Source organism: Mesorhizobium sp. M0898 (genome assembly GCF_040319695.1).
GTDB lineage: Bacteria > Pseudomonadota > Alphaproteobacteria > Rhizobiales > Rhizobiaceae > Mesorhizobium.
This window is the reverse complement of record NZ_JAMYOE010000015.1, coordinates 59,563-78,927: the sequence shown is the minus strand read 5'-3', so window position 1 is coordinate 78,927 and position 19,365 is coordinate 59,563. Positions and strand designations below refer to the sequence as shown.

At 59.6% G+C, this 19,365-nt stretch carries 20 protein-coding genes and 3 pseudogenes; 5 read left to right on the top strand and 18 right to left on the bottom strand.

From position 1 onward, the window contains the following. Entirely contained in the window at positions 1 to 1,143 is a 1,143-nt protein-coding gene (glf, locus tag NKH90_RS17645; protein WP_352492345.1) for a UDP-galactopyranose mutase, read from the top strand. 134 nt (positions 1,144 to 1,277) lie between these two features. Here glf and NKH90_RS17640 read toward each other — a convergent pair whose 3' ends face one another. From NKH90_RS17640 to NKH90_RS17620, 5 genes are all read right to left on the bottom strand, one after another. Continuing rightward, a complete protein-coding gene (locus tag NKH90_RS17640) occupies positions 1,278 to 2,444 on the bottom strand; it encodes a glycoside hydrolase family 1 protein (protein ID WP_023677857.1) in 1,167 nt (388 codons plus the stop codon). Positions 2,445 to 2,650: 206 nt separating this feature from the next. Continuing rightward, on the bottom strand, positions 2,651 to 3,175 hold the full coding sequence (locus NKH90_RS17635) for a YciE/YciF ferroxidase family protein (RefSeq protein ID WP_023677856.1): 525 nt from the start codon (positions 3,173 to 3,175) through the stop codon (positions 2,651 to 2,653). Between the two features lie 1,090 nt (positions 3,176 to 4,265). After that, positions 4,266 to 4,631, bottom strand: coding sequence for a hypothetical protein (locus tag NKH90_RS17630; protein ID WP_023677855.1), 366 nt, complete (start codon positions 4,629 to 4,631; stop codon positions 4,266 to 4,268). 392 nt (positions 4,632 to 5,023) lie between these two features. Further along, positions 5,024 to 5,407, bottom strand: a complete 384-nt coding sequence (locus tag NKH90_RS17625) for a hypothetical protein (RefSeq protein WP_156937370.1) — start codon at positions 5,405 to 5,407, stop codon at positions 5,024 to 5,026. A 988-nt stretch (positions 5,408 to 6,395) separates the two neighbouring features. Next, on the bottom strand, positions 6,396 to 6,749 hold the full coding sequence (locus NKH90_RS17620) for a hypothetical protein (protein ID WP_023680319.1): 354 nt from the start codon (positions 6,747 to 6,749) through the stop codon (positions 6,396 to 6,398). Positions 6,750 to 7,393: 644 nt separating this feature from the next. Here NKH90_RS17620 and NKH90_RS17615 point away from each other — a divergent pair. Further along, complete coding sequence (locus tag NKH90_RS17615; RefSeq protein ID WP_352508344.1) at positions 7,394 to 7,903, top strand: ferritin-like domain-containing protein; 510 nt, start codon at positions 7,394 to 7,396, stop codon at positions 7,901 to 7,903. 699 nt (positions 7,904 to 8,602) lie between these two features. Here the strand turns inward: NKH90_RS17615 and NKH90_RS17610 are convergent. The 6 genes and pseudogenes from NKH90_RS17610 to NKH90_RS17580 all read right to left on the bottom strand — a co-directional run bounded on the left by NKH90_RS17610 (position 8,603) and on the right by NKH90_RS17580 (position 12,908). Further along, entirely contained in the window at positions 8,603 to 9,373 is a 771-nt protein-coding gene (locus tag NKH90_RS17610) for a hypothetical protein (RefSeq protein WP_352508326.1), read from the bottom strand. Further along, complete coding sequence (locus NKH90_RS17605; RefSeq protein WP_352508327.1) at positions 9,370 to 10,254, bottom strand: hypothetical protein; 885 nt, start codon at positions 10,252 to 10,254, stop codon at positions 9,370 to 9,372. Before NKH90_RS17605 ends, NKH90_RS17610 begins: the two co-directional genes overlap by 4 nt. Next, positions 10,251 to 10,646, bottom strand: a complete 396-nt coding sequence (locus NKH90_RS17600; protein WP_352508328.1) for a phage holin family protein — start codon at positions 10,644 to 10,646, stop codon at positions 10,251 to 10,253. The genes NKH90_RS17605 and NKH90_RS17600 overlap by 4 nt, the downstream gene beginning before the upstream one ends. A 4-nt stretch (positions 10,647 to 10,650) precedes the next feature. Then, entirely contained in the window at positions 10,651 to 10,998 is a 348-nt protein-coding gene (locus NKH90_RS17595; RefSeq protein ID WP_352508329.1) for a hypothetical protein, read from the bottom strand. A gap of 229 nt (positions 10,999 to 11,227) precedes the next feature. Next, positions 11,228 to 11,796 (bottom strand): annotated as a pseudogene (locus NKH90_RS34870) (transposase); the annotation flags it as partial. Positions 11,797 to 11,858: 62 nt separating this feature from the next. Further along, a complete protein-coding gene (locus tag NKH90_RS17580) occupies positions 11,859 to 12,908 on the bottom strand; it encodes a YihY/virulence factor BrkB family protein (protein WP_352820188.1) in 1,050 nt (349 codons plus the stop codon). 242 nt (positions 12,909 to 13,150) lie between these two features. Between NKH90_RS17580 and NKH90_RS17575 the strand changes: the two genes are divergently transcribed. Further along, on the top strand, positions 13,151 to 14,008 hold the full coding sequence (locus NKH90_RS17575) for an alpha/beta fold hydrolase (RefSeq protein WP_352508333.1): 858 nt from the start codon (positions 13,151 to 13,153) through the stop codon (positions 14,006 to 14,008). A 340-nt stretch (positions 14,009 to 14,348) separates the two neighbouring features. Here the strand turns inward: NKH90_RS17575 and NKH90_RS17570 are convergent, their stop codons facing one another. From NKH90_RS17570 to NKH90_RS17560, 3 genes and pseudogenes are all read right to left on the bottom strand, one after another. Further along, positions 14,349 to 14,606 (bottom strand): hypothetical protein, encoded by a 258-nt coding sequence (locus NKH90_RS17570; protein WP_352508334.1) that lies wholly within the window; start codon positions 14,604 to 14,606, stop codon positions 14,349 to 14,351. Positions 14,607 to 15,052: 446 nt separating this feature from the next. After that, a pseudogene (locus NKH90_RS17565) lies at positions 15,053 to 15,266 on the bottom strand (alcohol dehydrogenase catalytic domain-containing protein); the annotation flags it as partial. Between the two features lie 150 nt (positions 15,267 to 15,416). Further along, a complete protein-coding gene (locus tag NKH90_RS17560; RefSeq protein WP_352516146.1) occupies positions 15,417 to 15,665 on the bottom strand; it encodes a cyclophilin-like fold protein in 249 nt (82 codons plus the stop codon). Positions 15,666 to 15,818: 153 nt separating this feature from the next. Here NKH90_RS17560 and NKH90_RS17555 point away from each other — a divergent pair, with 153 nt between their 5' ends. Further along, entirely contained in the window at positions 15,819 to 16,376 is a 558-nt protein-coding gene (locus tag NKH90_RS17555) for a 5'-3' exonuclease (protein ID WP_352508345.1), read from the top strand. Between the two features lie 399 nt (positions 16,377 to 16,775). Here the strand turns inward: NKH90_RS17555 and NKH90_RS17550 are convergent, their stop codons facing one another. The 3 genes and pseudogenes from NKH90_RS17550 to NKH90_RS17540 form a co-directional block, all read right to left on the bottom strand. Next, positions 16,776 to 16,988 (bottom strand): DUF982 domain-containing protein, encoded by a 213-nt coding sequence (locus NKH90_RS17550; protein WP_352516152.1) that lies wholly within the window; start codon positions 16,986 to 16,988, stop codon positions 16,776 to 16,778. Between the two features lie 735 nt (positions 16,989 to 17,723). Then, a pseudogene (locus NKH90_RS17545) lies at positions 17,724 to 17,876 on the bottom strand (diguanylate cyclase); the annotation flags it as partial. A gap of 244 nt (positions 17,877 to 18,120) precedes the next feature. After that, positions 18,121 to 18,249: a helix-turn-helix domain-containing protein gene (locus NKH90_RS17540; protein ID WP_352516145.1), complete on the bottom strand. Its 129-nt coding sequence runs from the start codon at positions 18,247 to 18,249 to the stop codon at positions 18,121 to 18,123. 31 nt (positions 18,250 to 18,280) lie between these two features. Between NKH90_RS17540 and NKH90_RS17535 the strand changes: the two genes are divergently transcribed. Next, complete coding sequence (locus tag NKH90_RS17535; protein WP_352508346.1) at positions 18,281 to 18,652, top strand: hypothetical protein; 372 nt, start codon at positions 18,281 to 18,283, stop codon at positions 18,650 to 18,652. A 296-nt stretch (positions 18,653 to 18,948) separates the two neighbouring features. On the opposite strand, the gene NKH90_RS17530 is transcribed toward NKH90_RS17535, so the two are convergent. After that, positions 18,949 to 19,287, bottom strand: a complete 339-nt coding sequence (locus NKH90_RS17530) for a hypothetical protein (RefSeq protein ID WP_352457937.1) — start codon at positions 19,285 to 19,287, stop codon at positions 18,949 to 18,951. Between the last annotated feature and the right edge of the window lie 78 nt (positions 19,288 to 19,365).

The following is a 19,365-nucleotide window of genomic DNA, read 5'->3' as shown; positions in this document are numbered from 1 at the left end:
GTGTTCGACTGGTTGATCGTAGGGGCCGGTTTCGCCGGCAGTGTGCTGGCCGAGCGTATCGCATCGCAACGGCAGGAAAGCGTCCTGATCATAGACCGACGAAATCACGTCGGCGGCAATGCCTATGACTGCTACGACGAGGCGGGAATACTAATTCACCGTTACGGGCCTCACATCTTTCACACCAACGCCCAATCGATCGTGGACTATCTGTCGCAATTCACGCAATGGCGGCCTTACGAACATCGCGTGCTGTCGCTTGTCGATGGAAAGCTGCTGCCGATACCGATTAATCTCGACACCATAAACCGCCTCTACGGCCTTGAATTGACGTCCGAGCAGCTGCAGGACTTCTTCGCTTTCCGACGCGAAACGGTCAAAGAAGTCCGCACCGCCGAGGACGTCGTGGTGAGCACAGTAGGCAGAGAGCTCTACGAGAAATTCTTCCGCGGCTACACCAGGAAGCAGTGGGGTGTCGACCCTTCCCAGTTGAGCAAGTCAGTGACGGCGCGAGTCCCGACCCGGACCGATCGCGACGATCGGTATTTTGGCGACAGCTTCCAGAACATGCCGGCAGGCGGGTATACGCGCATGTTTCAGCGCATGCTGGATAGTCCCAAGATCAAGATCATGCTGCAGACCGACTACCGCGAAATTCGCGACAAGATCCCCTTCCAGCAGATGATCTACACCGGTCCGATCGACGAGTATTTCGACTGGAAGCTTGGTCGCTTGCCCTACCGTTCGCTGCGCTTTGAGCACACGACACTTGATTGCGAGCAGTTTCAACCGGTCGCCGTCGTCAACTATCCGCAGACGGAAAAATACACACGGATCACCGAGTACAAGCATCTGACCGGTCAGCAGAGTCCGAAGACCAGCCTCACCTACGAATACCCCACCGACGTCGGAGATCCTTATTACCCGGTGCCGCGGGCCGAAAACGAGGCTTTGTACAAACGATACGAAGCTTTGGCCGCGGCGTGCCCGGAGGTCTGGTTCGTCGGACGTCTTGCAACATATCGCTATTACAATATGGATCAGGTGGTCGGCCAGGCATTGGCTACGTTCGGGCGCATTCAGACACGCCTGCCAGCAAACGGGATGCTCGTCACGCCGACGCAGCGCGAGGCGGCCGAGTGAATGATGCGCCGGCCTGACCGGCGTCGGGCGACCCACGGCCAAAGAGACCAACGATGTTGCTTCTCGGCGAACAGCTCTAGATATGCTGTGCTGTTGATGCAGCTGAAAAGCGCGCACTGTTCGTATCAGCGAGGCTATAGCGCGCTTGCTTGTTGTTCCTCAAACGCCAAGAACGATTGGCGCTGGCGCTCCAACTCGTCCGCAAGTGGCTTGCGAACAGTGCGCGAGCCGTCCGCATGAATGGTGGAGAACAAGCCGACTTCGGCGTGGCGCGAATTGTCCCAACCTGGGTAGGCCGTCACCGGGTACAGGCATATACCCTGAACAGGTGCACCGAGGCTCGTCGCATCGCGCACTTCGTCGCAAACGTAGTGAAGCCAGGCTGGCCGGCCTGAACCTTCGGCGCCGGTCTCGGCGATGAACATCGGCTTCTTGTATCGTTCGGCGACCTCGACCAGCAATTCCGAAAGTGCACGGTATTCGTGATGCCCCATGGGTATCGTTGGGCCATTCAAGTACCATTGGTTGTGCGGATAGAAGTTGAGGCCGATGACGTCCACAACGTCCTCGCTGCCGCCCAACTCCGGTTCCACGCGCCCGATCAGCATGTCATACGCCTCGAATTGGCCCTGGCGAGCATTTTCGGCGCGCCGCCGCTCGGGGTGAGTACGGTCACGAGGAGCAATATGGATCAGCGGTTCGGCCCAGATGAACCTGCAGCCGGGTTCGGCCTCCCGCATGGCCCTCACGCCGGCGACCGCTGCCCTGACAAGGTGTCGTTTGAACCATCCACGCTTGTTCGGCCCGACGCGGGGGAAATAGCCGACCTCCACAGCCCATGCAAAAAACGAAATCTCGTTGATCGGGCACACCAGGGGAGCCACCCCGGTAGCGGAGCGATGAACCCGAACAGCTTCCGCGGCGAAACGGACGTAGGCCTTGATAAACCCCGGGCCACCTTGGTCGATATGGTCTGGCGAGCCATAGTGGAAGATATCCCAGATAATCTGCACCCCGGCCGCCTGGGCTGCTTCGATCGCCGACGTCCAACTCGACCAGTCGAAAACTCCGGGCGCTGTTTCAATCAGGTGCCAGCGCAAGCCGTCGCGGATCGTGCGAAGCCCAAGCTCGGCACAACGGCGATAGTCGGCATGTGCATGGATGTCATGTGAGGTCGCGCGGATCAGATCAAGACGGGCCCCGTCGGCGCGCCTGTGGGAGGAACACTCGAAACCAGCCATGAAAAAGCTGTCGAACCCGGAAGAGCCTGCCGTGGGCCGACGGGCGGTATCCTCGTTCATACCAACATCCTGTCGCCCAAGGCGTGGGCAAGTAATCGCATTCGCAGTCCCCCATTGTCAGTTCCGGTGGCCTAGTCGAAACCGGTCGGCCACCACCACGTCGACGGCTCGGCGGCTGCGGTGTACACGCGTGCCTGGATTGGCGAATACAACCAAGCTCCAATCCCGTCTGCCGGGGGCCGCGGTCGCGTCGATTCGATCCGAAGTTATGCGGCCTGTTGCATCGCCCGTTCGTTGACGCCTGTTTCGCCTAGTCGGGTGAGCGCCTCATCGGTTGCTTTTTCTTCCTTGAGCGTCTGTTCGAGTAGCGGGACGGCGTCTTTCAAGCCAAGTAACCCGGCCCATGTGACAAGAGTCCCGTAGCGCGCTATTTCATAATGTTCGACGGACTGGGCTGCAGCCACGAGACCCGCGTCCAATGCCGGAGCCTCCTCGAATTCCTCCAAAATCTCCTGTCCTTCTTCGATGATGCCGTCGATCGCCGGGCACGTTTTCCCTTGGGCTCTCTTGCCAAAGGCGTCGAAAACTTGCTGCAGACGCTCGATCTGACCTTCCGTCTCGTCACGATGTTTTTCGAACGCCGCCTTCAACTCTTCGGACTCCGCGCCCTTTGCCATTTTCCGGAGCGCCGTCAGAATCTTGCGTTCGGCGTAGTAGATGTCTTTCAGACCATCATAGAAAAGGTCTTCCAAGCCCTTGGAGCTGCCCTGAGAGCTTTTTTTCGTCGCCATTGTCATCTCCTCTTTCATTTCTATCGACGCATGCATGGCTCTAACTGGACCAGTCTCTTGTTGTTCCTTCGGCGACGGCACACCGGCAGCCAACAGCGAGCGACGGTCGGGTTGACCGCTGATTTCAGTCCGCCGCGCCAGCAGCGGCTTGAGCATCTCGGCTGCGCTCCATTGCGGAAGTTCCGGAATGAGGATCGTCTGCCTGAAGGGTTTCCGCTGTCATCGAGTCCTTGCGGCCGCATTTTTCGTAACGGACCTTTGCCCGCACCTGATCAAGGTTCCCGATCTCTTCTCGTGCCCCCAATGGCGTCGAACCTGGACGAAGTTGCCGACCAGATCAGCAGTGTATAGGGGCCGCGGACCTGTTTTCCGATGTAGTTGAACTCACCTTGAGGCAGCTGCTCGCGCAGGCGTTTGGACGACAGGCGGACGGCATCATGGCCTCTAAATTCGAATTCGAGGTCAAGAGGACCACGTCCACAGCATAGTTGCACCTAAGATCCTCCTCGATGTCGCCAGCGGCGCGAAGCCTCAGATGGTCTTCGAAAACCCCTCTGCGGACCGAGCATGTCATGTCTCCTTTGCAGTACCGGAAAGGCCGTGGACAGCCGTGTCGTCCTTCGCGATGCTGAACGGATGCGACGGCGGTTTGTTCCTGAGGCCAACATGCGCTGGAGCCGGATTGACTTGCACCCCCGATCACAAACGAATGAGAACATTCAATCGGGGTCCTCATGGCTTCCGCCATCGACATTCTGGCATGCTGACCAGCGACGAGGTCGGCAATTGTCCAGGACTAGAGCGGCCGGCCAGGTGCAGCGGTGCCGGGGGGACCTCACGCTCCAAGGCCGTCCTGGCCTTCGCCAGCGACAACCACAAGGCCTGCAAAAAAGCTTCATCTGCTTGCGGTGTTAATCCGACCTCCTTGCAATGTTCAACGATCCTGTCCTGGATCGACACTGCGGTTTCATACCGTTGGACAACCCTTGCCAGAACGTCCTGACAGGTGCCAATCGCCACCTCCCGAATGTGGTCAGCGACGGGAGAGAGGGCAGCACGGGTGACATCATGAGCAACGGGGGCGTCCCGATCAGTCGGATGTATTCCGCCTCGGGCTGCCCATAAGAACGATCCGCCAACGCGCGTCTATAGCAATAGCTTCAGCCTTCAATTGAACAAAGCAATCGTGTGGGGACCGGTCCTCACCCATGACCAGGGCTGCCCCGGTCATACCGTCAAAGCCAATAAGGCCAACCTCGGCCTCGACCTCAGCCCGAAGCTTCGCCACCATTAACCCGAGACCGCTCTCGAAGAAATCGACGGTGTCAATCGGGACCGAGGTCTGCTCCAGGTGCGTCCTCAGTCCCAAGTGACGGGCTTCGAGGTGAGGCTGCAGCAACGTCAGATCCGGTGCGCTCAGGCGCCGCAACAGTTCGTTCTTGAACGAGGTTTCCATCTGCGCTGTCTCCCGATCGGGGCGGAAGGGCGATGGTCGCTCACAGCTGAGGACGCCCTAACAATTGTCGACAGTCAGGGGAAAGTATACCTAAAAGGGCGGGGAGTCTCAAAAAGCTACTAGGCTGACCAGAGAAGCTCGTCAGTCTGGCGATCATCAAGATGCTGCTAACAAGCAGTGTCCGCCTCTACTGGTCGAAGGTTGCCTTCGCAATCTGGTGTGCGCCTTTTGTCGAAGCATACGGCCCCAAACTGATTCATCCTCTGGGGAAGCCAAGCGGTATCGACGCTGCCTGAAAACTTACGCGCAAGCTCCACACTTTCGGGGGGCGCTTTGTCGATCGACCAGAGTAGCCAAGCACCCCTTCTGTATCCCATAGTATTCGTCTTCGCCTATTGCTCCGGAACGGCAGAGGTTTGCGGACGATTTCGTGCTGCTTCGGCAATTTCCGGGATGTATTTCGTCGCGGTGCAGCTTCGGTTCACATTGGCGCGTGCGTCGAATACCTCTTTCTCGCAGACCCGCTTGGCGAGCTCGATAGGCACATGAACTGCCAGAGGCACTTCCACCTCGGAGATTCCAAGCTCCCTTGCGATCTGCTGTTTCACTTCGTGCCTGCCAAGCGAAACGTCGACGCCGACATCCTGGGCATCTTCGGTTGTCGATGATGCGCCTTGCCCCGGCAGATCTTGCTGCTCGGTCTGAGCAAATGACTGCACGGCAAAAAGCTGCAAGGCGAACACGGCGAGCGGCAAAATTCGTTGGAATACTCTCATGCCTGGCTCCTGCAGGTGCCTTTAACAACGGCAAAGTATTTGAAGCGTTCCAGAGGCGGGGATGCGCGCGCTCAGCGGCAGTCGAGGCGGGTTTTTTCTGTTGGAATACGATATGGCGACCGTGGTTGGGTGCGACAGCCGACTGTGCTGGCACATCGGAGTGTAGGAATTTGCCTACCGAGAAAGAAAGACAAGCCAGAGACGAGCGCGCCTCGGATGCTGCACGAGGATTGACCGACATTGAGCGTGCGGCACGAGACGCAAAGACCGCGGCTTCGGGAGCAGCGCCTGAAGGCCGCACTTGCTGTGACGTCGGCCCGCGGCATCTAAACCGAAGAGGACACCAAAACCGTGAAAGCCTAGCAGTCACTTGCACCACACGGACTTGCATTCAACCCCACGGTGCTCAAGATCCAAGTAGGCTCTGCAGCTCTCTAGGCTCAGAACGTCGTGCACCCAAGTTAGATCCTGCTGCAGCAGTCAGGACTACCCCAGAACGAATATGGCCAGCAGGGCAACAAAGAGAACAAGGGCGATCGCGGCGCCCCAGATGAGGACCTTTCCGGTGCCGCGTTGCTCTTCCTCGCGAGAAACGTCTTTCGCCATCCATGCATCCTTTGCGAAGGTCCAAACTGAGCAACGTGCCGTGCCAGGCTGTTCCCAACGCTCTCGGAGCCAACTTGGTGTCAGTCCAACTGCCGGTTGCCGTAGGGCTTCTTCGCTCTAGCGCTATCGGCAATACAGCGCGGCTCTCCTCTGAGCGCGACCGCAGCTCCCTTCAGGCATGATGCGCGAGCAGGCGGATATGTATCTGACCGAAAGCAAACAGAAGCCAGGCCTGCCCACTGAAAGCACAAGCAAGCACAAGGTTCCTCAACTGACGCTCGGCTGGCGGCAACTTGCTCGCCAGCCGAGTTGAGTTCAGGCGGTGGTCGGGGGAGATCATCCAGCCACACGCTGGTGATTCCAACCTGAGCCGATGTGCCAATCAGCAACCTTCGTCGGTCTTTTTGACCTGGCCTGGCGCGGCGGTGTTGGCTGCCGTGTCCTGCTGACCTGGCGCCGCCTGCTGAGCGCTGCCAGTCTGCTGGCCGGGCGCGCAGTCTCTGGCCGAGTTCGGATTTGTGGTGCCGCTGGTGGTGGTCGTGTCGGTGCCTTGATCGCCGGACATGTTGGTCCCGCTGCTCGTCGTGCCGGTGCCCTGATCCGTCGTGCTGGGCATGGTCGTCGTGGTCGAGGTTCCGCTCGTCGAGGTTCCGCTCGAAGTTCCGCTGGTCGTCTGGGCAAAGGAAAGCCCGGCCGACACCGCCAGCACGGCCGAAGCCAAAAGGATGCGTTTCATCTTCTTTCTCCTGTCTGAATGCGCGGGATGCGCCTGGCAAATTGAACAGGCAGACAGAAGGAGTGTTCCCCGATGAAGTTCAACTTTTGTAACTCTGGTCGTAGGTCAGCCTTAGGATGGCCGGCGTATATTAGAATCTCATGACGGCGGCTCGAGTCGAAAAGCAATCAACGAGCGGAGAGGCCGTCGCGTTCCTTGTGACTGCGGTGGCGCGGTGAGGCACAAGGCTCAATGCGGAGCGCCAGCGGCCGCGATCAGCGCCTCGTCGAGAATCCACTTCAGCTTCGCCGAGCGCTGGTAGCTTCATCTGCTTGCCGTTCTTACTTGCCAGGAACGACATGCAGCGGTCGCAGTATGCCATGCGGGACCTTCAATATGTCGCCGCGTCGGATGGCCAGGAAGCGGCCAGTGCCAGTTGGACTGTGTGATGGAGCGGCGCAGCGGCGAGCGTCCACGGGCCGTTTTCCTTGCGCCGATCTTCCCGATCTTCGCCTTTTCCACGCATCGCTGCAGGATTTTTCGCGAGGTGAATTGAGACCCGCCACGGCGCTGATCTCTGCGACGGTCAAGGCCCGTTCGGCGGGCTCTACTCCGGAACAATGTCCTCTTCTGAAAGTTTCCTTAGATCGCAAAGGAGATTCGAGATGTCAGAAAGCCGCGAATGGTTTGTCCAATGGCTTAGAGATGCCCATGCCATGGAAGAGCAGGCCGAAACGATGTTGAACGGGCAGTTGAGTCGTATCGAGAATTATCCCGAACTGAGCGACCGAATCCGACAGCACCTCGACGAGACCAAGCAGCAGGCTGCCCGGCTCAAGACTTGTCTCGATCAGATGGACGAGGGTTCATCCACGATGAAGGATGCTGGCGGTAAGCTGACGGCGATGGCGCAATCGCTGAGCGGCGTCTTCGCTGGAGACGAGGTGATGAAAGGATCGCTCGCGAGCTACACGTTCGAGCACATGGAAATCGCCTCCTACACGATCCTGATTGCCGCTGCTCGATCGCTCGGCGAAAGCGAGGTACTTCGGGCTTGCGAAGAGAATCTGCGAGAGGAAGTCGCGATGGCGGATTGGCTGAAATCCCGTCTTCCCTCCACGACCGAGCAGTTCCTTGCGCGGGCCGAAGCGGACAGCGACAGCGCCAAGCGGTGATCGGGTAGGAACGTAGTAACCGTAAACTGGGTGATCGGGATTCGTCCGCTAGCGCGTCCCCCTTCGTGAACGCTGGGCAACGAACACGCCTAGCAGGCGGTCGTCGAGCTGCGCATTTCGAGAAATTGCAACGACGAGCGATGCTAATATTGCGGCGTCGTCACTTAGAGAGTCGAAGCGTTCGCCTGCGCAAGCCTGGTCAAATACGCATTGGCAATAGCCAGATCGGAAGGGCTAGCGCAGCGCTCGGCGAAATAAAGCTCGAGTGGGCGTGTTAAAACGTTCCAAACGAGGTCGCGATAGCGGAATGCCCGAGAACGCTCTAGATGACTGAGCAGTTGCGTGCGCGGGCACCGGCAGCGCCAAGCCGGATCGGAGAAAGTTCGTCCTGACAGCGGACAGAGCGCGCCGTTGCGCTCACGTTATGGGGTCGGCAGCACTTGCACGGTTTTCGGGGTGAATTCCGCTTCAGCCGGTCGCTGGCGGTTTCGCTGAAGGCCGTGACCGACCGGCCGACGATCATCATGCTCGAAGGGGTTGACCGCTTTGTCCGATCTTCTCCGCCGTGCGCATCGTCATCGCGCCGTCCGTGGTTCCAGAATATGCAATCCGATGGCTGAACTCGTCGGGACTCGATAAATGTCAGCGCGGCATCATACTTTGCCTTCAGGACGACTGTTTCTCTGCAATGACCTCTGTCTACGCTCTTCCAGTTCGGTCGGTGTCCATCTGCTCATTCACACGTCGTTGATAGGCAAAGCCGACAGCCGCGGCGACTGCCAAACCTGCCGCCGCCAGAAGGAGTTTGTCCTCGGTATGCTCATTGCCCGATGCGTCTTGAACAGCTAACGAAGCTTCATCGAAGGGTGCGGATGCTCTCGCGGCAGTCTCGCCCTCGTGCGGCCCAACGCCGCTATGGCGGATACCCGCAGCTAGACGTTCTGTCTTCTCTTTTACAGTTTCCTTGGCCACGCCGGTCAACTCGGCAGCTTGGCGTTTTATTTTACCAGCCGTTTCAAGAGCGAAATCACTGACGCTTTCCGCCAAATCACTAGATTGCTCCTTCAGGCGCTCCTTGGCGTACGATAGGTGATCCACCTGCTGCTCGCCGGGTGGCCGGGCCGAATTGGTCCGCAATAAGCTGAACAATCCCGCTCCGACAAGTGCGGTTGCGATCGGCGGACGGCGGAGGAAACGCCACCCCAAACCGGCCCCAATCGCCAAAGCAGCGCTCGGATTGGCAGCCGCCTTGGCCTTGAGATCGTCAATAATCGCCTGCGCCACCGATTGCATTGAGGCTCTTGCTTTCTCCACCAGGGCATCCTTTGCCTCAAGCGCTTCGTGTTTCAAATCATCGGTAAATTCGGAGAGCGTGTTTGGCGACCGAAGTGTCGACAAGTCCTCGGCGAGCTTAGCCCGGGCAGCCTCAACTTCGTATTCAAGATGCTCAAGTTGCGGATCGGCCATCATAAATCTCTCTTGCCACCGGGGCGGGCAGGTTTGCTCGACCGAGCGTTGCCCGACCGCTGCGATTTGGCCGTTATTCCTTCCGAAGGGGTGGCGCTGCCCGGTTGCAGCTTGGCGGCCGGAGTGGATGAACCGCTCGATCCACTTGGGCTTGGCGAAGGCGGCTGCACGGGTTCACTTGATTGCTCTTCTGACAAGGCGCTTCCAAAGGCGCCCGCAACGTCCCTTGCGACCTCCTTCAGGCCGTCCGAATTCAGCCCATGTTCCTCGGCGGCGCTTTTGAGCCGTTCGCCCGCCTTTGATGTCGAGGACTTCAAGCGTTCCCCAGCTTTTTCAGCAGCATCCGTCAATCGCTCTCCTGCTGGGCCGAGCGTGCGCCTCTCGACATCGCTGGCCGGCAAAGCAGCAGCTATGGCGGCACCGGCTGCGAAGCCGGCCAGAACAAAAGCCAATGGCTGTTCTTCCACCATGCGGCCAATCGTGTCTTGCAACGTTGATTGGGCTTGCTGCACCACGCGCCCTGACTTCTCGGATACGGAGCGACCGGCCTGTTCTGCGTATGACGCGGCGGATGATGCGTAGTGACTTGCGGTTTCACTCACCTTCTCCCCAATGCCGGCTAAATTGTCGCGCATGGCCTCAGCTGTCTCGCTAGCCTGTTCCTGCGCTTTTGACGCCCCGCCGCTGGCGGTGCGTGCGTGCGGAGCATTTTGGCGCCCGTTGGTTCCACGGGATTGCTCGCGATGCCCGGCACTTGAACCGCGGCTGCGCATTAGCAGCGCGCACCCTGCTGCGACGAGCAGAAGGCCTTCGGGATTGTTCCTAGCGGAGCTGAGAAGCCATTCTTTCGTTCCAAAATCCTGGACCTGTGAATTGCGGCTCATGTTAATTGCTCCTTGGTTGTCGCAATATCCTGCTTTATTTGGCTTATAGAGTGTGTCGGCAGAAGTTCTTTTTGCGCATCAGCGCGGCCCCTATAGTAGGCGAAAACAGCGGCAGCCGCCGTTGCGGTCGCGACTATGAGACACGACCAGTGCAGGGCTATCCCTAAGCTCGAGATTCCAAGTACGAGGGCTTGCATTAGAAGCAGAGCGGCGACCACTCCCAGCGCGCCAGCAGCAGACATCCACACACCTGCTTGGAGCTTCGTTGAGACGTTGGCGGACAGCTCCGCATGCGCCAGGCGCAACTCTTTTTGAAAGAGGTCCGCGGCGTCCGCCAACACTGCCGACAGTGCTTGAGGGAGAGGCGAATTCTTCAGTTGTTCCTGTGCCATCAGATCAGTTCGCTCCCGGCCGCCTTTCCTTGATGGATTCTGAAGCGGGAGGCGCGCTCTTCAGCGTGCGGAATGTCAAAAAACCCGCTACGGCGGCCAGCCCAAACACCAAACCCGGCTTGCGCCTGGCCAAATCGGACGCTGCAAGAACCAGTTGATCGACGGATCTGTCTCGCAGGTCGTCTGCGTATCCATCAAGCCTATTGGCGAAGGTGCGCACGACCCCAGCGACGATCGGTGCATTTGTGTCGAGGTCCTCGGCCGCACGTTTGGTCGAACTCGCCAGTTGGCCCATCACCTCGGCGCCGCTGCCGACCTGACGGTCCAACATCTCCTTCACCTGATTGGTCACGGTGGACGCGCCACCAGCGGCCGCCCGTTTGGCGGTTCCCGCTGCCCCTTGTGCTATGTCCGACGCTTTGGATAAGGCGCCCCTTACGGTTGCTCCTATGTCTTCCGAGGTACCGTCACCAGTCCTTACCGCAGTTGGGGGTCGCCGTTCAGAATTCCGGTTGTTCATGGTTTCCTCCATTCGAGGAGCAAACGGAGGTAAGGCCCGTTGGTTCCCAATGAGCGACTGGCTAGGGTGTCCAAGTTGCATTTTCGAACTCGGTGCGCGGATCGGGTGCGTTTGCATTGGGAATGACGAGTTGCTTGCGGGCGAGCGCAATGCGAATCACCCATCTGTCCCTTCCCTGCCTGCTTCAACTCTGATGGAAGGCGCCGAGGTGGGGACCATATCTGGCGACGGTGAGCGCGACGAGGAGAGGCTGCGCGGACCTTCACGGCCGCCGCGCACCGGTCTTCGACCGCTGCGCCTCCCGCTGTCACTGGCGATCGGCGCCAAGCCTACGAGTTTGGCGATGGCTTTATTGGAAAGGGTGCCAATCTCGGACAACTCGGCCATCAGGAGTACGCGGGCGACACCGTTGACCGGACGGAAGATCTAATCGAGACAGGCCCACAGCGGGTCGTCGTCGCGTAGCGAGGCGATCTCGCCTTCAAGTCGGTGGCTCTGACGCTTCAGCAGAACAACGACCTCGTCGAGGCTGGCGAGGGGTTCGGCATCGGCGACGGCGCTTTTGCGTTGCTTCTGGATGGTGAGATCGCCTGTCACCTCGGCAAGCCGGGCCCGCGGCTTGAGCCGTTCTGGGCCACGCTCCGCGGCGTGGTTACAGCCGCTTGACCATGGCATGCAAAGTGAGCTGCGCGCTACGCATTGCGCTCGTCAAAACGCGACTGCTGGTCGGCGTCATCGGCCGATCCGCCCAGCGGGTCGGCGACCGTGGCACCTCGCGAACCCATCGGCTGCTGCGCACCTGTGGTGGTGTCCATCGCTGTCTGATGCTCCATCTCGGAATTCAGCTCCGCACCTACAACCAGGATAATCACAGAAATCCAAGTCCACATCATCAAGCCGATCACTGCCCCAAGGGCTCCATACGTCGCGTTGTAGTTGGCGAAGTTTTCAAGATAGTAGGAGAATCCTATCGAGACTGCGATCCAGACCACAGCCGCGAGGAAGGCGCCCCATGTCGCCCATTTCCACTTTGCCCTTTCACGGCTGGGCCCGTAGCGGTAAATCAGCGTGGTCCCAACGCCAGCCATGATGAGCATCATCGGCCATCGAAGGATCCGCACAAGGGCTTCGATCCAGCCGCCGAGGTTCAGCAGTGCAAGCACGGCCGGCACAATCCCCACCGCGACGATAAAGCCGATGCCAATGAGGATGGCGCCAAGTGTGAAGCCCAAGGCCAGGAGATTCAGGTGGATGAAGCCGCGCTTTTCACTCTCCTCGTAGGCGATGTTCATGGCTTCGAATAGCGTCTTTATGCCGTTACTGGCGCTCCACAGTGTGACGGCAAGGCCGAAGATGAAGCCGAAGCTGAGCGCGCCAGTCTTCTGAGCGGCTAAGGACGCAAGCTGAGATCTGATAATATCCAGACCTCCCGAGGGCAGTACGCCGCCAAGGAACGCAACGTGCTCAGCGATGGTCTGAGGATCGGCGACGAGACCGTAGATGGACACGAAGGCGGCAAGCGCTGGAAAGAAGGCAAGAAGCAGATAGAATGCGGCCCCGGCCGCGATAAGCATAACACGGTCCTCGGTGAGCTCAGCGAACATCCGCCACAGCACGTCCTTCCAGCCGCGGCCAGGAATCTCTGACGGCCATTCGGCATTGCGTCCCCGGCCCTCCGGGTCGGGCGGCCGCTCAAGTTGCACTTTACCTTCGTAAGCGTCCTCGGTTGTTTTCTTCGACATGGCCGCCGGTCCGGAGCACCTTCGTCGCAGGGAAACGTATAGTAGCGCCAAAGGATGCAGGTGCAGACCTGCGCTTGCAAATAACACCCCGGCTGCAGAAACACTCGCGGCATCCCCACTTGGACCTTCGGCTCCCATGCCCATCTGCTGGGATGCGACGGCTGAGCGTGCATGTTGTCGGGACGACAGCCTGATAATCCTCATTGCGCTGGATCAGTTTTAGGACACTCGCGTTACCAGCCATGATCTCGCTCGCGCCTGAACATCAGTTCGTCAACGCCGGAAGCATTCGGTTTCATGTCGTTCAGGCCGGGCCTGCCGGGGGTAAGCCGGTCATGCTCCTGCACGGCTTCCCGGACTTCTGGATCGGCTGGAGACGGCAGATCGGTACGCTCGCTTCCGCCGGATATCGGGTCATCGTTCCCGACCAGAGGGGCTACAACACCAGCGACAAGCCAGGGGGCATCCGCGAGTACACGCTCCCCAAGCTCCTCGGCGATGTCTTCGCCTTGGCCGACGCGCTCGGCATCGGAAGGTTTCACCTCGCCGGCCATGACTGGGGCGGCATCGTCGCTTGGGCCGCCGGGGCAAAGTTGCCTCATCGCCTGGACAAGCTCGTCATCCTGAATGCGCCCCATCCCGACGTGGTGTTTACCCATGCCCTGCGATCTCCGACGCAGTTTCTGCGGAGCAGTTACGTGGTTTTCTTCCAGATCCCATTGCTGCCCGAAGCCGTTTTGGGTGCGCGGCGCTCCGCCTTGCTCGCACGAGCACTCAGGACATCCAGCCGGGAAGGCGCCTTCGAAGAAGAGGAGATTGCAGAATATCGGCAGGCTTGGGAGCGGCCGGGGGCGCTGACCAGCATGCTCAACTGGTATCGCGCCTTGCGCTTTCGCCCGAGCCTGAAGGAGCGGATCACGACGCCCACTCTTGTTATGTGGGGGATGCAGGACCAGGCTCTGGAATCCGGGCTGGCCAAGCGCAGTCTCGCCCTTTGCGACGATGGCCGCCTGCAGACTTTCGAGGAGGGGACGCATTGGGTTCAACGCGAAGAGAGCAACGCGGTGAATGCGGCGCTTCTGGCGTTCCTGGAGGGCTGAGGAACTCAAAAATGGATAGAAACTGGGGGCAGCGTCAGATGGAGCCGGAGGAGGCCTGCAGGGCATTCCTGGCTGCGGCAAAAGAGGAGGGGACATTACAACTAGCTAAGTTGGATTGCGGTATAAGGTTCTATTATCTCCGACCAACACCGCGCTTTGCGGAGTAGATCGACAATGAGATCGACATCGTCCGTCGCCCTGACATCCCCAAGCGTGACTTCGTCGGTAATGAAAAGAGCGGTCGTGCATCCGCCCACAAATATCAGACGCTCCCGAAAGTCGCTTCCCAGCGCCTCGGCTACTATCTGTAGCATGTGGAGCAGCTCGCCTCTGATGGTAGTCATTTCTTCAGAAGCCTTTCAGAAAGCCGCTCACCGGCAAGGCCCACCTCCCGCTGGTTTCCGAGCCGGATCGCATCGACAAGCGCAAGATATTCGTCCAGCCGCTCATCTTTCGGAACAGCTTCAGGCACGCTCTTGAACAAGGGCTCGATCGATTGGCCCATATCCCGGCCTTCCGCAAACGGCCAGATGTGGATGTACTCACCGCCGCTCATCAGCAGTCCTTTTAGCATTGGCGCGGCAAAGGCCGTCGGCATGCCGCGCGTGATGCCGCCCGCCTTGCGGGGAACACAAATTTCAGTCCGTGGACGAGAAAATTGTGTAGATTGCGGCGAGGGGGATTGGCTCGGCCCGTATCTCGATCTTTGATGGCGAGTCCCGACGAGAGGGTTCGCTTGATCGAAGCGTCGATCTCGTTTTGCTGATCCCGGGTAGCGATTCCAGGCCGCGAACTGAGTACGGGGCCTCGCCCGAGAAGCTCCAATGAAGCTCCCCGGAGCCAACTTGCCCCTCCTGCTCCTGCAAGCTCACGAGCTTCAGAAGCATCACGATATCCTGACTTTTCATCCCATTCATGCGGTGTGTCCTCTGTCCTAGGACATAAGACCATATCAAGGTGTATGACCCCAGTGCAGAGCGAACTCAGAACATCAAGGTGGCTTGCGCCGTCTCACTCGGCCTCAGCAAACTCGAAAGCCAACTCTCCGCCAGCGAACTGGCCGGGACGAACCGTCCTGATTTCGCTGCCGACCTCCATGACGATGCCGCAGTATTCTTGACCCATGTGCATGGGGCTTCGACATTCTGGATCCCCCTATACGGCCACAGGTCCGAGCCGCAAATGCAGGTCGCCGAGAGCTGGATGATGGGTCAGTCGGATGAAGAACCTTCGGGTCGGCGACTTCATCGCAGCGGATGTCGCCAGGACCATAAAGAACTGTTCCAAGCTTCCAAGCATTGTTGTTGTCCTGTCGTCAGTATGGGATCAGGAGAGGAGTTCGATGCGGAGCGGAATTCGCCTCCCACCAGCAGAGGATCGAAGCCGCCGTCGATGCGACCGAGCCTAATCAATCCCTGGACCAGTGGTAGCCGGCGTAGAAGATCGCAAGTTTGCCCCAAGGTGCATAGTAGCAGAGGTCCCGAACGGGCCGCTGCCCTCTTCGCTGAGCTTGCGCGGCAGGTAGCTGATCTTCTCGTTGTTCGCGGAGCGCACCTACTTGAAGGTTTGGAGAAGGCCAACTGTCGTCTAGCTTTGCAGACCGGGCCGGATGCTTTTCCTCGAGGATTGCAATGATCGTACATTTAGTGGACGGCACATACGAACTGTTTCGCCACTTCTACGGCCAACGCCGGTTCAACAACGGCCATGACAAGCCGTTTGGCGCCGTCGTCGGCGTGCTGAACACAGTGCTGGAGATGATCGAGAATGGCGCCACACACGTTGGGGTGGCTACCGATCATGTAGTCGAATCTTTAGAAATCAGCTCTGGCCCGGCTACAAGACCGGGGATGGCATCGAGCCGGCGTTGCTCGCGCAGTTTCACCCCCTCGAGGAAGCCTTGGCGGCGATGGGAGTGGCGGTCTGGCCGATGATGGAGCTCGAAGCCGACGACGCGCTGGCCTCCGCGGCGCACAGCGCGGCTGCCGATGAGCGCGTGCAGAAGGCGTGCATCTGGACGCCGGACAAGGATCTCGCGCAGTGTGTCCGCGGTGACCACGTGGTCCAGGTAGACCGCAGGACCCAGAAAATTCGCGATGGCGCGGGTGTACGCGAGAAGTTCGGAGTTGAGCCGGCCCTCATTCCAGATTTCCTCGCGCTCGTCGGTGATGCCGCCGATGGCTATCCGGGTCTCGAAGGCATCGGCCTGGTCTCGGCTGCCCGGCTGCTTGGCCGCTACGGCCCTCTTGAACGCTTTCCGCCTGAAGCCCTCGGTAAGGTAGAGAGCTCGCGCTTTTGTTCAAAAATCTCGCGACGCTTCGCACGGACGCTCGGCTGTCCGCGTCCGGGACAGCCAGGACCCACTTAACCGACGGTGAATTTCTGCGCTGGCCAAACAGTGCGGCTGCACCTTATCAAAAATCGCGATCAGGATTGCGCGGAGAACTGGGCTTGATGAGCAGATGATTCTCCGTGGTCTCTTCGACCGCGAGTGTCTCGGCTCGACGGCATCGGTCTTGGCATCGCGATCCCTCACGCTCTGCTGGGCACGATCTCTTCGCCAGTCGTGTCTTTGACACGCTTGGTCCAGCCCGTTGACTTCGACGGGCCTACGACGACCAGTCGATCTCATTTAGACTGTACAGCCAGGGCCTTCTCACGTCCAGGCTAATAGCCCGTTTTGAGGCGTTTCGGCTGCCGCGGGAGAAGGCAGTATTTCGGGCTTCAAGTGGGGCGGCTCTTCAGTGTTAGGGAGGCCGGCATGACCTCACATCAGATCTTCAACCATCCGCGCAATTTTCCCCAGACCTGCGGTGGTCCCTCTTGTTCTAAGGAGTCCCTGTTCAGCCGCGGCCGCCTTGAAGGCCTCGAGCGCAGCTTGCTGGCTGCAATGCCCGGCGAGGGACTCCTCGACCATTCGGATCGCGTTGAGCCGCCCCGGCTTTCCCATTCTAGGCCATGGTTGCTGAAGCACCTTCATTGCGTCGGCTATGGACGCGACCACCGTCAGGTTGCGATTGAGGCAGATTGTAATTGGACTGAAGGCCCGCATTCTTGTCGCTCCCCACGATTGAACGCAGCTAAACGCGAAGACAAGGGCAGTGGTTGCATGAATGTGGACTACCGCGAATTCAAAGAATCGCTGGCCGATGCGATTGAGGCTGAGCTGGCTCTCCTTGGGCCCGGCACTTTGCCTAGCCGGACCATCCTCTCGTCGTACAACAGGACCCGGCCGGCAAAAAGCATCTGTGCACCGTCCGACGCCGCGAACTATTTTTCGAGCTCGTCACGCCGCTTGCCGACGGCTTCTCAAGCACACCGCGACGAATTCGACGGCTGTGAGGGAGGAGATGAAAAGATTATGGTCGTTTCGTTGGGCCCTCCTTTAGAGCAGGGGCTCCGAGGCGGTTTGTATCGAGCAGATGTCGCATCAGATCTTGACCTGGAGATCGGCTCCGGCAGCGGGATCGGCGCAGCGCGGCAAGGATGCCACGTTCCTTCGGCGGCCCACCGGCGATGGTCTGGCTGACGGCCCCGCGAAGGCGCGAAGCATCGAGGCCTTCTTCTGCCAGTCGGGCGAGCCAACTTTCTTTGGCTGGGAGGGCGGTGCAGTGCTTCGGCTCGGAACTGTTGACACATGCGTCAGGCTGGCAGACCGGAAGCGGCGGCGTGCCCTGACGTCATGGAGACTAGCCTCGCTTCCGAAGCCGCAGATTGTGATCTCGTTGGCTATGCAGAGCATCCAGCCGTCGTTTTGATCCGTTTCCGTCATCCAGAGCCAGCGACCATCCATGAGATCCGTCTCAAACGCTTAAAAGCCGGTCTTGCCCCGCCGCGACTGTGTGGAAATCAGCCATGTTTCAAAGTCGGAATGCTGGACGAACTCGACAAGGAACTGGAGCGACGCAAGCACTGCTTCGTTCGCTACGCCGACGACTGCCCTCTATGTTCGCAGCGAGCGTGCGGGCGCACGGGTGATGGCCAGCGTCGAACACTTCCTCGACAGGCGTCTGAAGCTGAGGGTCAAGATACGGAAGAGCGCGGGTCAGCTTGGGAGAGGAGCGTTTCATAGTCTGGTGGGGCCTAATTCGCCTCGTAGTCCTAGTGGTCACCTATCGGCGCTCACCGGTCCCCTGAAGCTCCCGATAAACGCTCCGCTCACTGACCCCAGTTCCTTTGGCTATCGCTGTTCTGGTCATGCCCTCGGCATCCAACTTCACGATCTTGTCGCGCTTCCCCATCGCTGTTGGCTTCGGTCCTGGGTACTTGGTCTTGTCGCCTTTTGGCGGCATCGATCCCGATCCGTTGGCGCTCCAGCATGACGCTACGCTCAAGGCCATCCGCCAGTATCTGGCGCCCTTCTACAAGTGGCGGCAGGCCGAGATCGTGGCGGCGGCCGAGCCGCTGATGCCTGGCCACCAGGCCTTTATCCGCATCATCAACCGGCGCGATCAGGCCAGACCTTTGAAACGCCTGTTCGTGGCCTCCACGCTCATATCGGCGCAGCGGGCGCTCGACATCACTAGAGCTCATTGGCAAGCAGTCCGCCGCTATACACTGGCCGTGTCCAGGCGTGGGCGTGGCCTTTCCGCCTGGGTATTAGGGTGCGGCCTGCCCGATCGGCCGTCCCTCGATCGACCCTGAGTTGCTGATCCGCATGGGGATCGTCGGCCAGCTCGTCCTCGACTCGATGAGCGAAGTCGTCGACGCCGTGCGCACCGGGAAGACAAGCCTGGAGCTGTAGCGGCCTCGCCTGTCCCGCCCCGGTGTCGTCGCTTCGCTGGCGCCACGGTGAGAACGCATAGATCTGGTCCAGTATTTTCAGCATCAGAACGTTGAGCTGGCGGGAACTTGCTCGCCAGCCGAGTTGAGTTCAGGCGGTGGTCGGGGGAGATCAGCCAGCCACACGCTGGTGATTCCAACCCGAGCCGATGTGCCAATCAGCAACCTTCGTCGGTCTTTTTCACCTGGCCCGGCGCGGCGGTATTGGCTGTCGTGTCCTGCTGACCAGGCGCCGCCTGCTGAGCGCTGCCAGTCTGCTGGCCCGGCGCGCAGTCTCTGGCCGAGTTCGGATTTGTGGTGCCGCTGGTGGTCGTCGTGTCGGTGCCCTGATCGCCGGACATGTTGGTGCCGCTGCTCGTCGTGCCGGTGCCCTGATCCGTCGTACTGGGCATGGTTGTGGTGGTCGAGGTTCCGCTCGAAGTTCCGCTAGTCGTCTGGGCAAAGGAAAGCCCGGCCGACACCGCCAGCACGGCCGAAGCCAAAAGGATGCGTTTCATCATCTTTCTCCTGTCTGAATGCGCGGGATGCGCCTGGCAAATTGAACAGGCAGACAGAAGGAGTGTTCCCCGATGAAG

Coding starts and splice junctions, on each gene's coding strand:
- NKH90_RS17575 (WP_352508333.1), top strand. CDS start 13,151: ATGATCTCGCTCGCGCCTGAACATCAGTTCGTCAACGCCGGAAGCATT.
- NKH90_RS17605 (WP_352508327.1), bottom strand. CDS start 10,254: ATGAGCCGCAATTCACAGGTCCAGGATTTTGGAACGAAAGAATGGCTT.
- NKH90_RS17625 (WP_156937370.1), bottom strand. CDS start 5,407: ATGAGAGTATTCCAACGAATTTTGCCGCTCGCCGTGTTCGCCTTGCAG.
- NKH90_RS17635 (WP_023677856.1), bottom strand. CDS start 3,175: ATGGCGACGAAAAAAAGCTCTCAGGGCAGCTCCAAGGGCTTGGAAGAC.
- NKH90_RS17620 (WP_023680319.1), bottom strand. CDS start 6,749: ATGAAACGCATCCTTTTGGCTTCGGCCGTGCTGGCGGTGTCGGCCGGG.
- NKH90_RS17580 (WP_352820188.1), bottom strand. CDS start 12,908: ATGTCGAAGAAAACAACCGAGGACGCTTACGAAGGTAAAGTGCAACTT.
- NKH90_RS17640 (WP_023677857.1), bottom strand. CDS start 2,444: ATGAACGAGGATACCGCCCGTCGGCCCACGGCAGGCTCTTCCGGGTTC.
- NKH90_RS17550 (WP_352516152.1), bottom strand. CDS start 16,988: ATGAAGGTGCTTCAGCAACCATGGCCTAGAATGGGAAAGCCGGGGCGG.
- NKH90_RS17610 (WP_352508326.1), bottom strand. CDS start 9,373: ATGATGGCCGATCCGCAACTTGAGCATCTTGAATACGAAGTTGAGGCT.
- NKH90_RS17570 (WP_352508334.1), bottom strand. CDS start 14,606: ATGCCGACGGCCTTTGCCGCGCCAATGCTAAAAGGACTGCTGATGAGC.
- NKH90_RS17630 (WP_023677855.1), bottom strand. CDS start 4,631: ATGGAAACCTCGTTCAAGAACGAACTGTTGCGGCGCCTGAGCGCACCG.
- NKH90_RS17540 (WP_352516145.1), bottom strand. CDS start 18,249: ATGGGGAAGCGCGACAAGATCGTGAAGTTGGATGCCGAGGGCATGACC.
- NKH90_RS17530 (WP_352457937.1), bottom strand. CDS start 19,287: ATGAAACGCATCCTTTTGGCTTCGGCCGTGCTGGCGGTGTCGGCCGGG.
- NKH90_RS17600 (WP_352508328.1), bottom strand. CDS start 10,646: ATGGCACAGGAACAACTGAAGAATTCGCCTCTCCCTCAAGCACTGTCG.
- NKH90_RS17615 (WP_352508344.1), top strand. CDS start 7,394: ATGTCAGAAAGCCGCGAATGGTTTGTCCAATGGCTTAGAGATGCCCAT.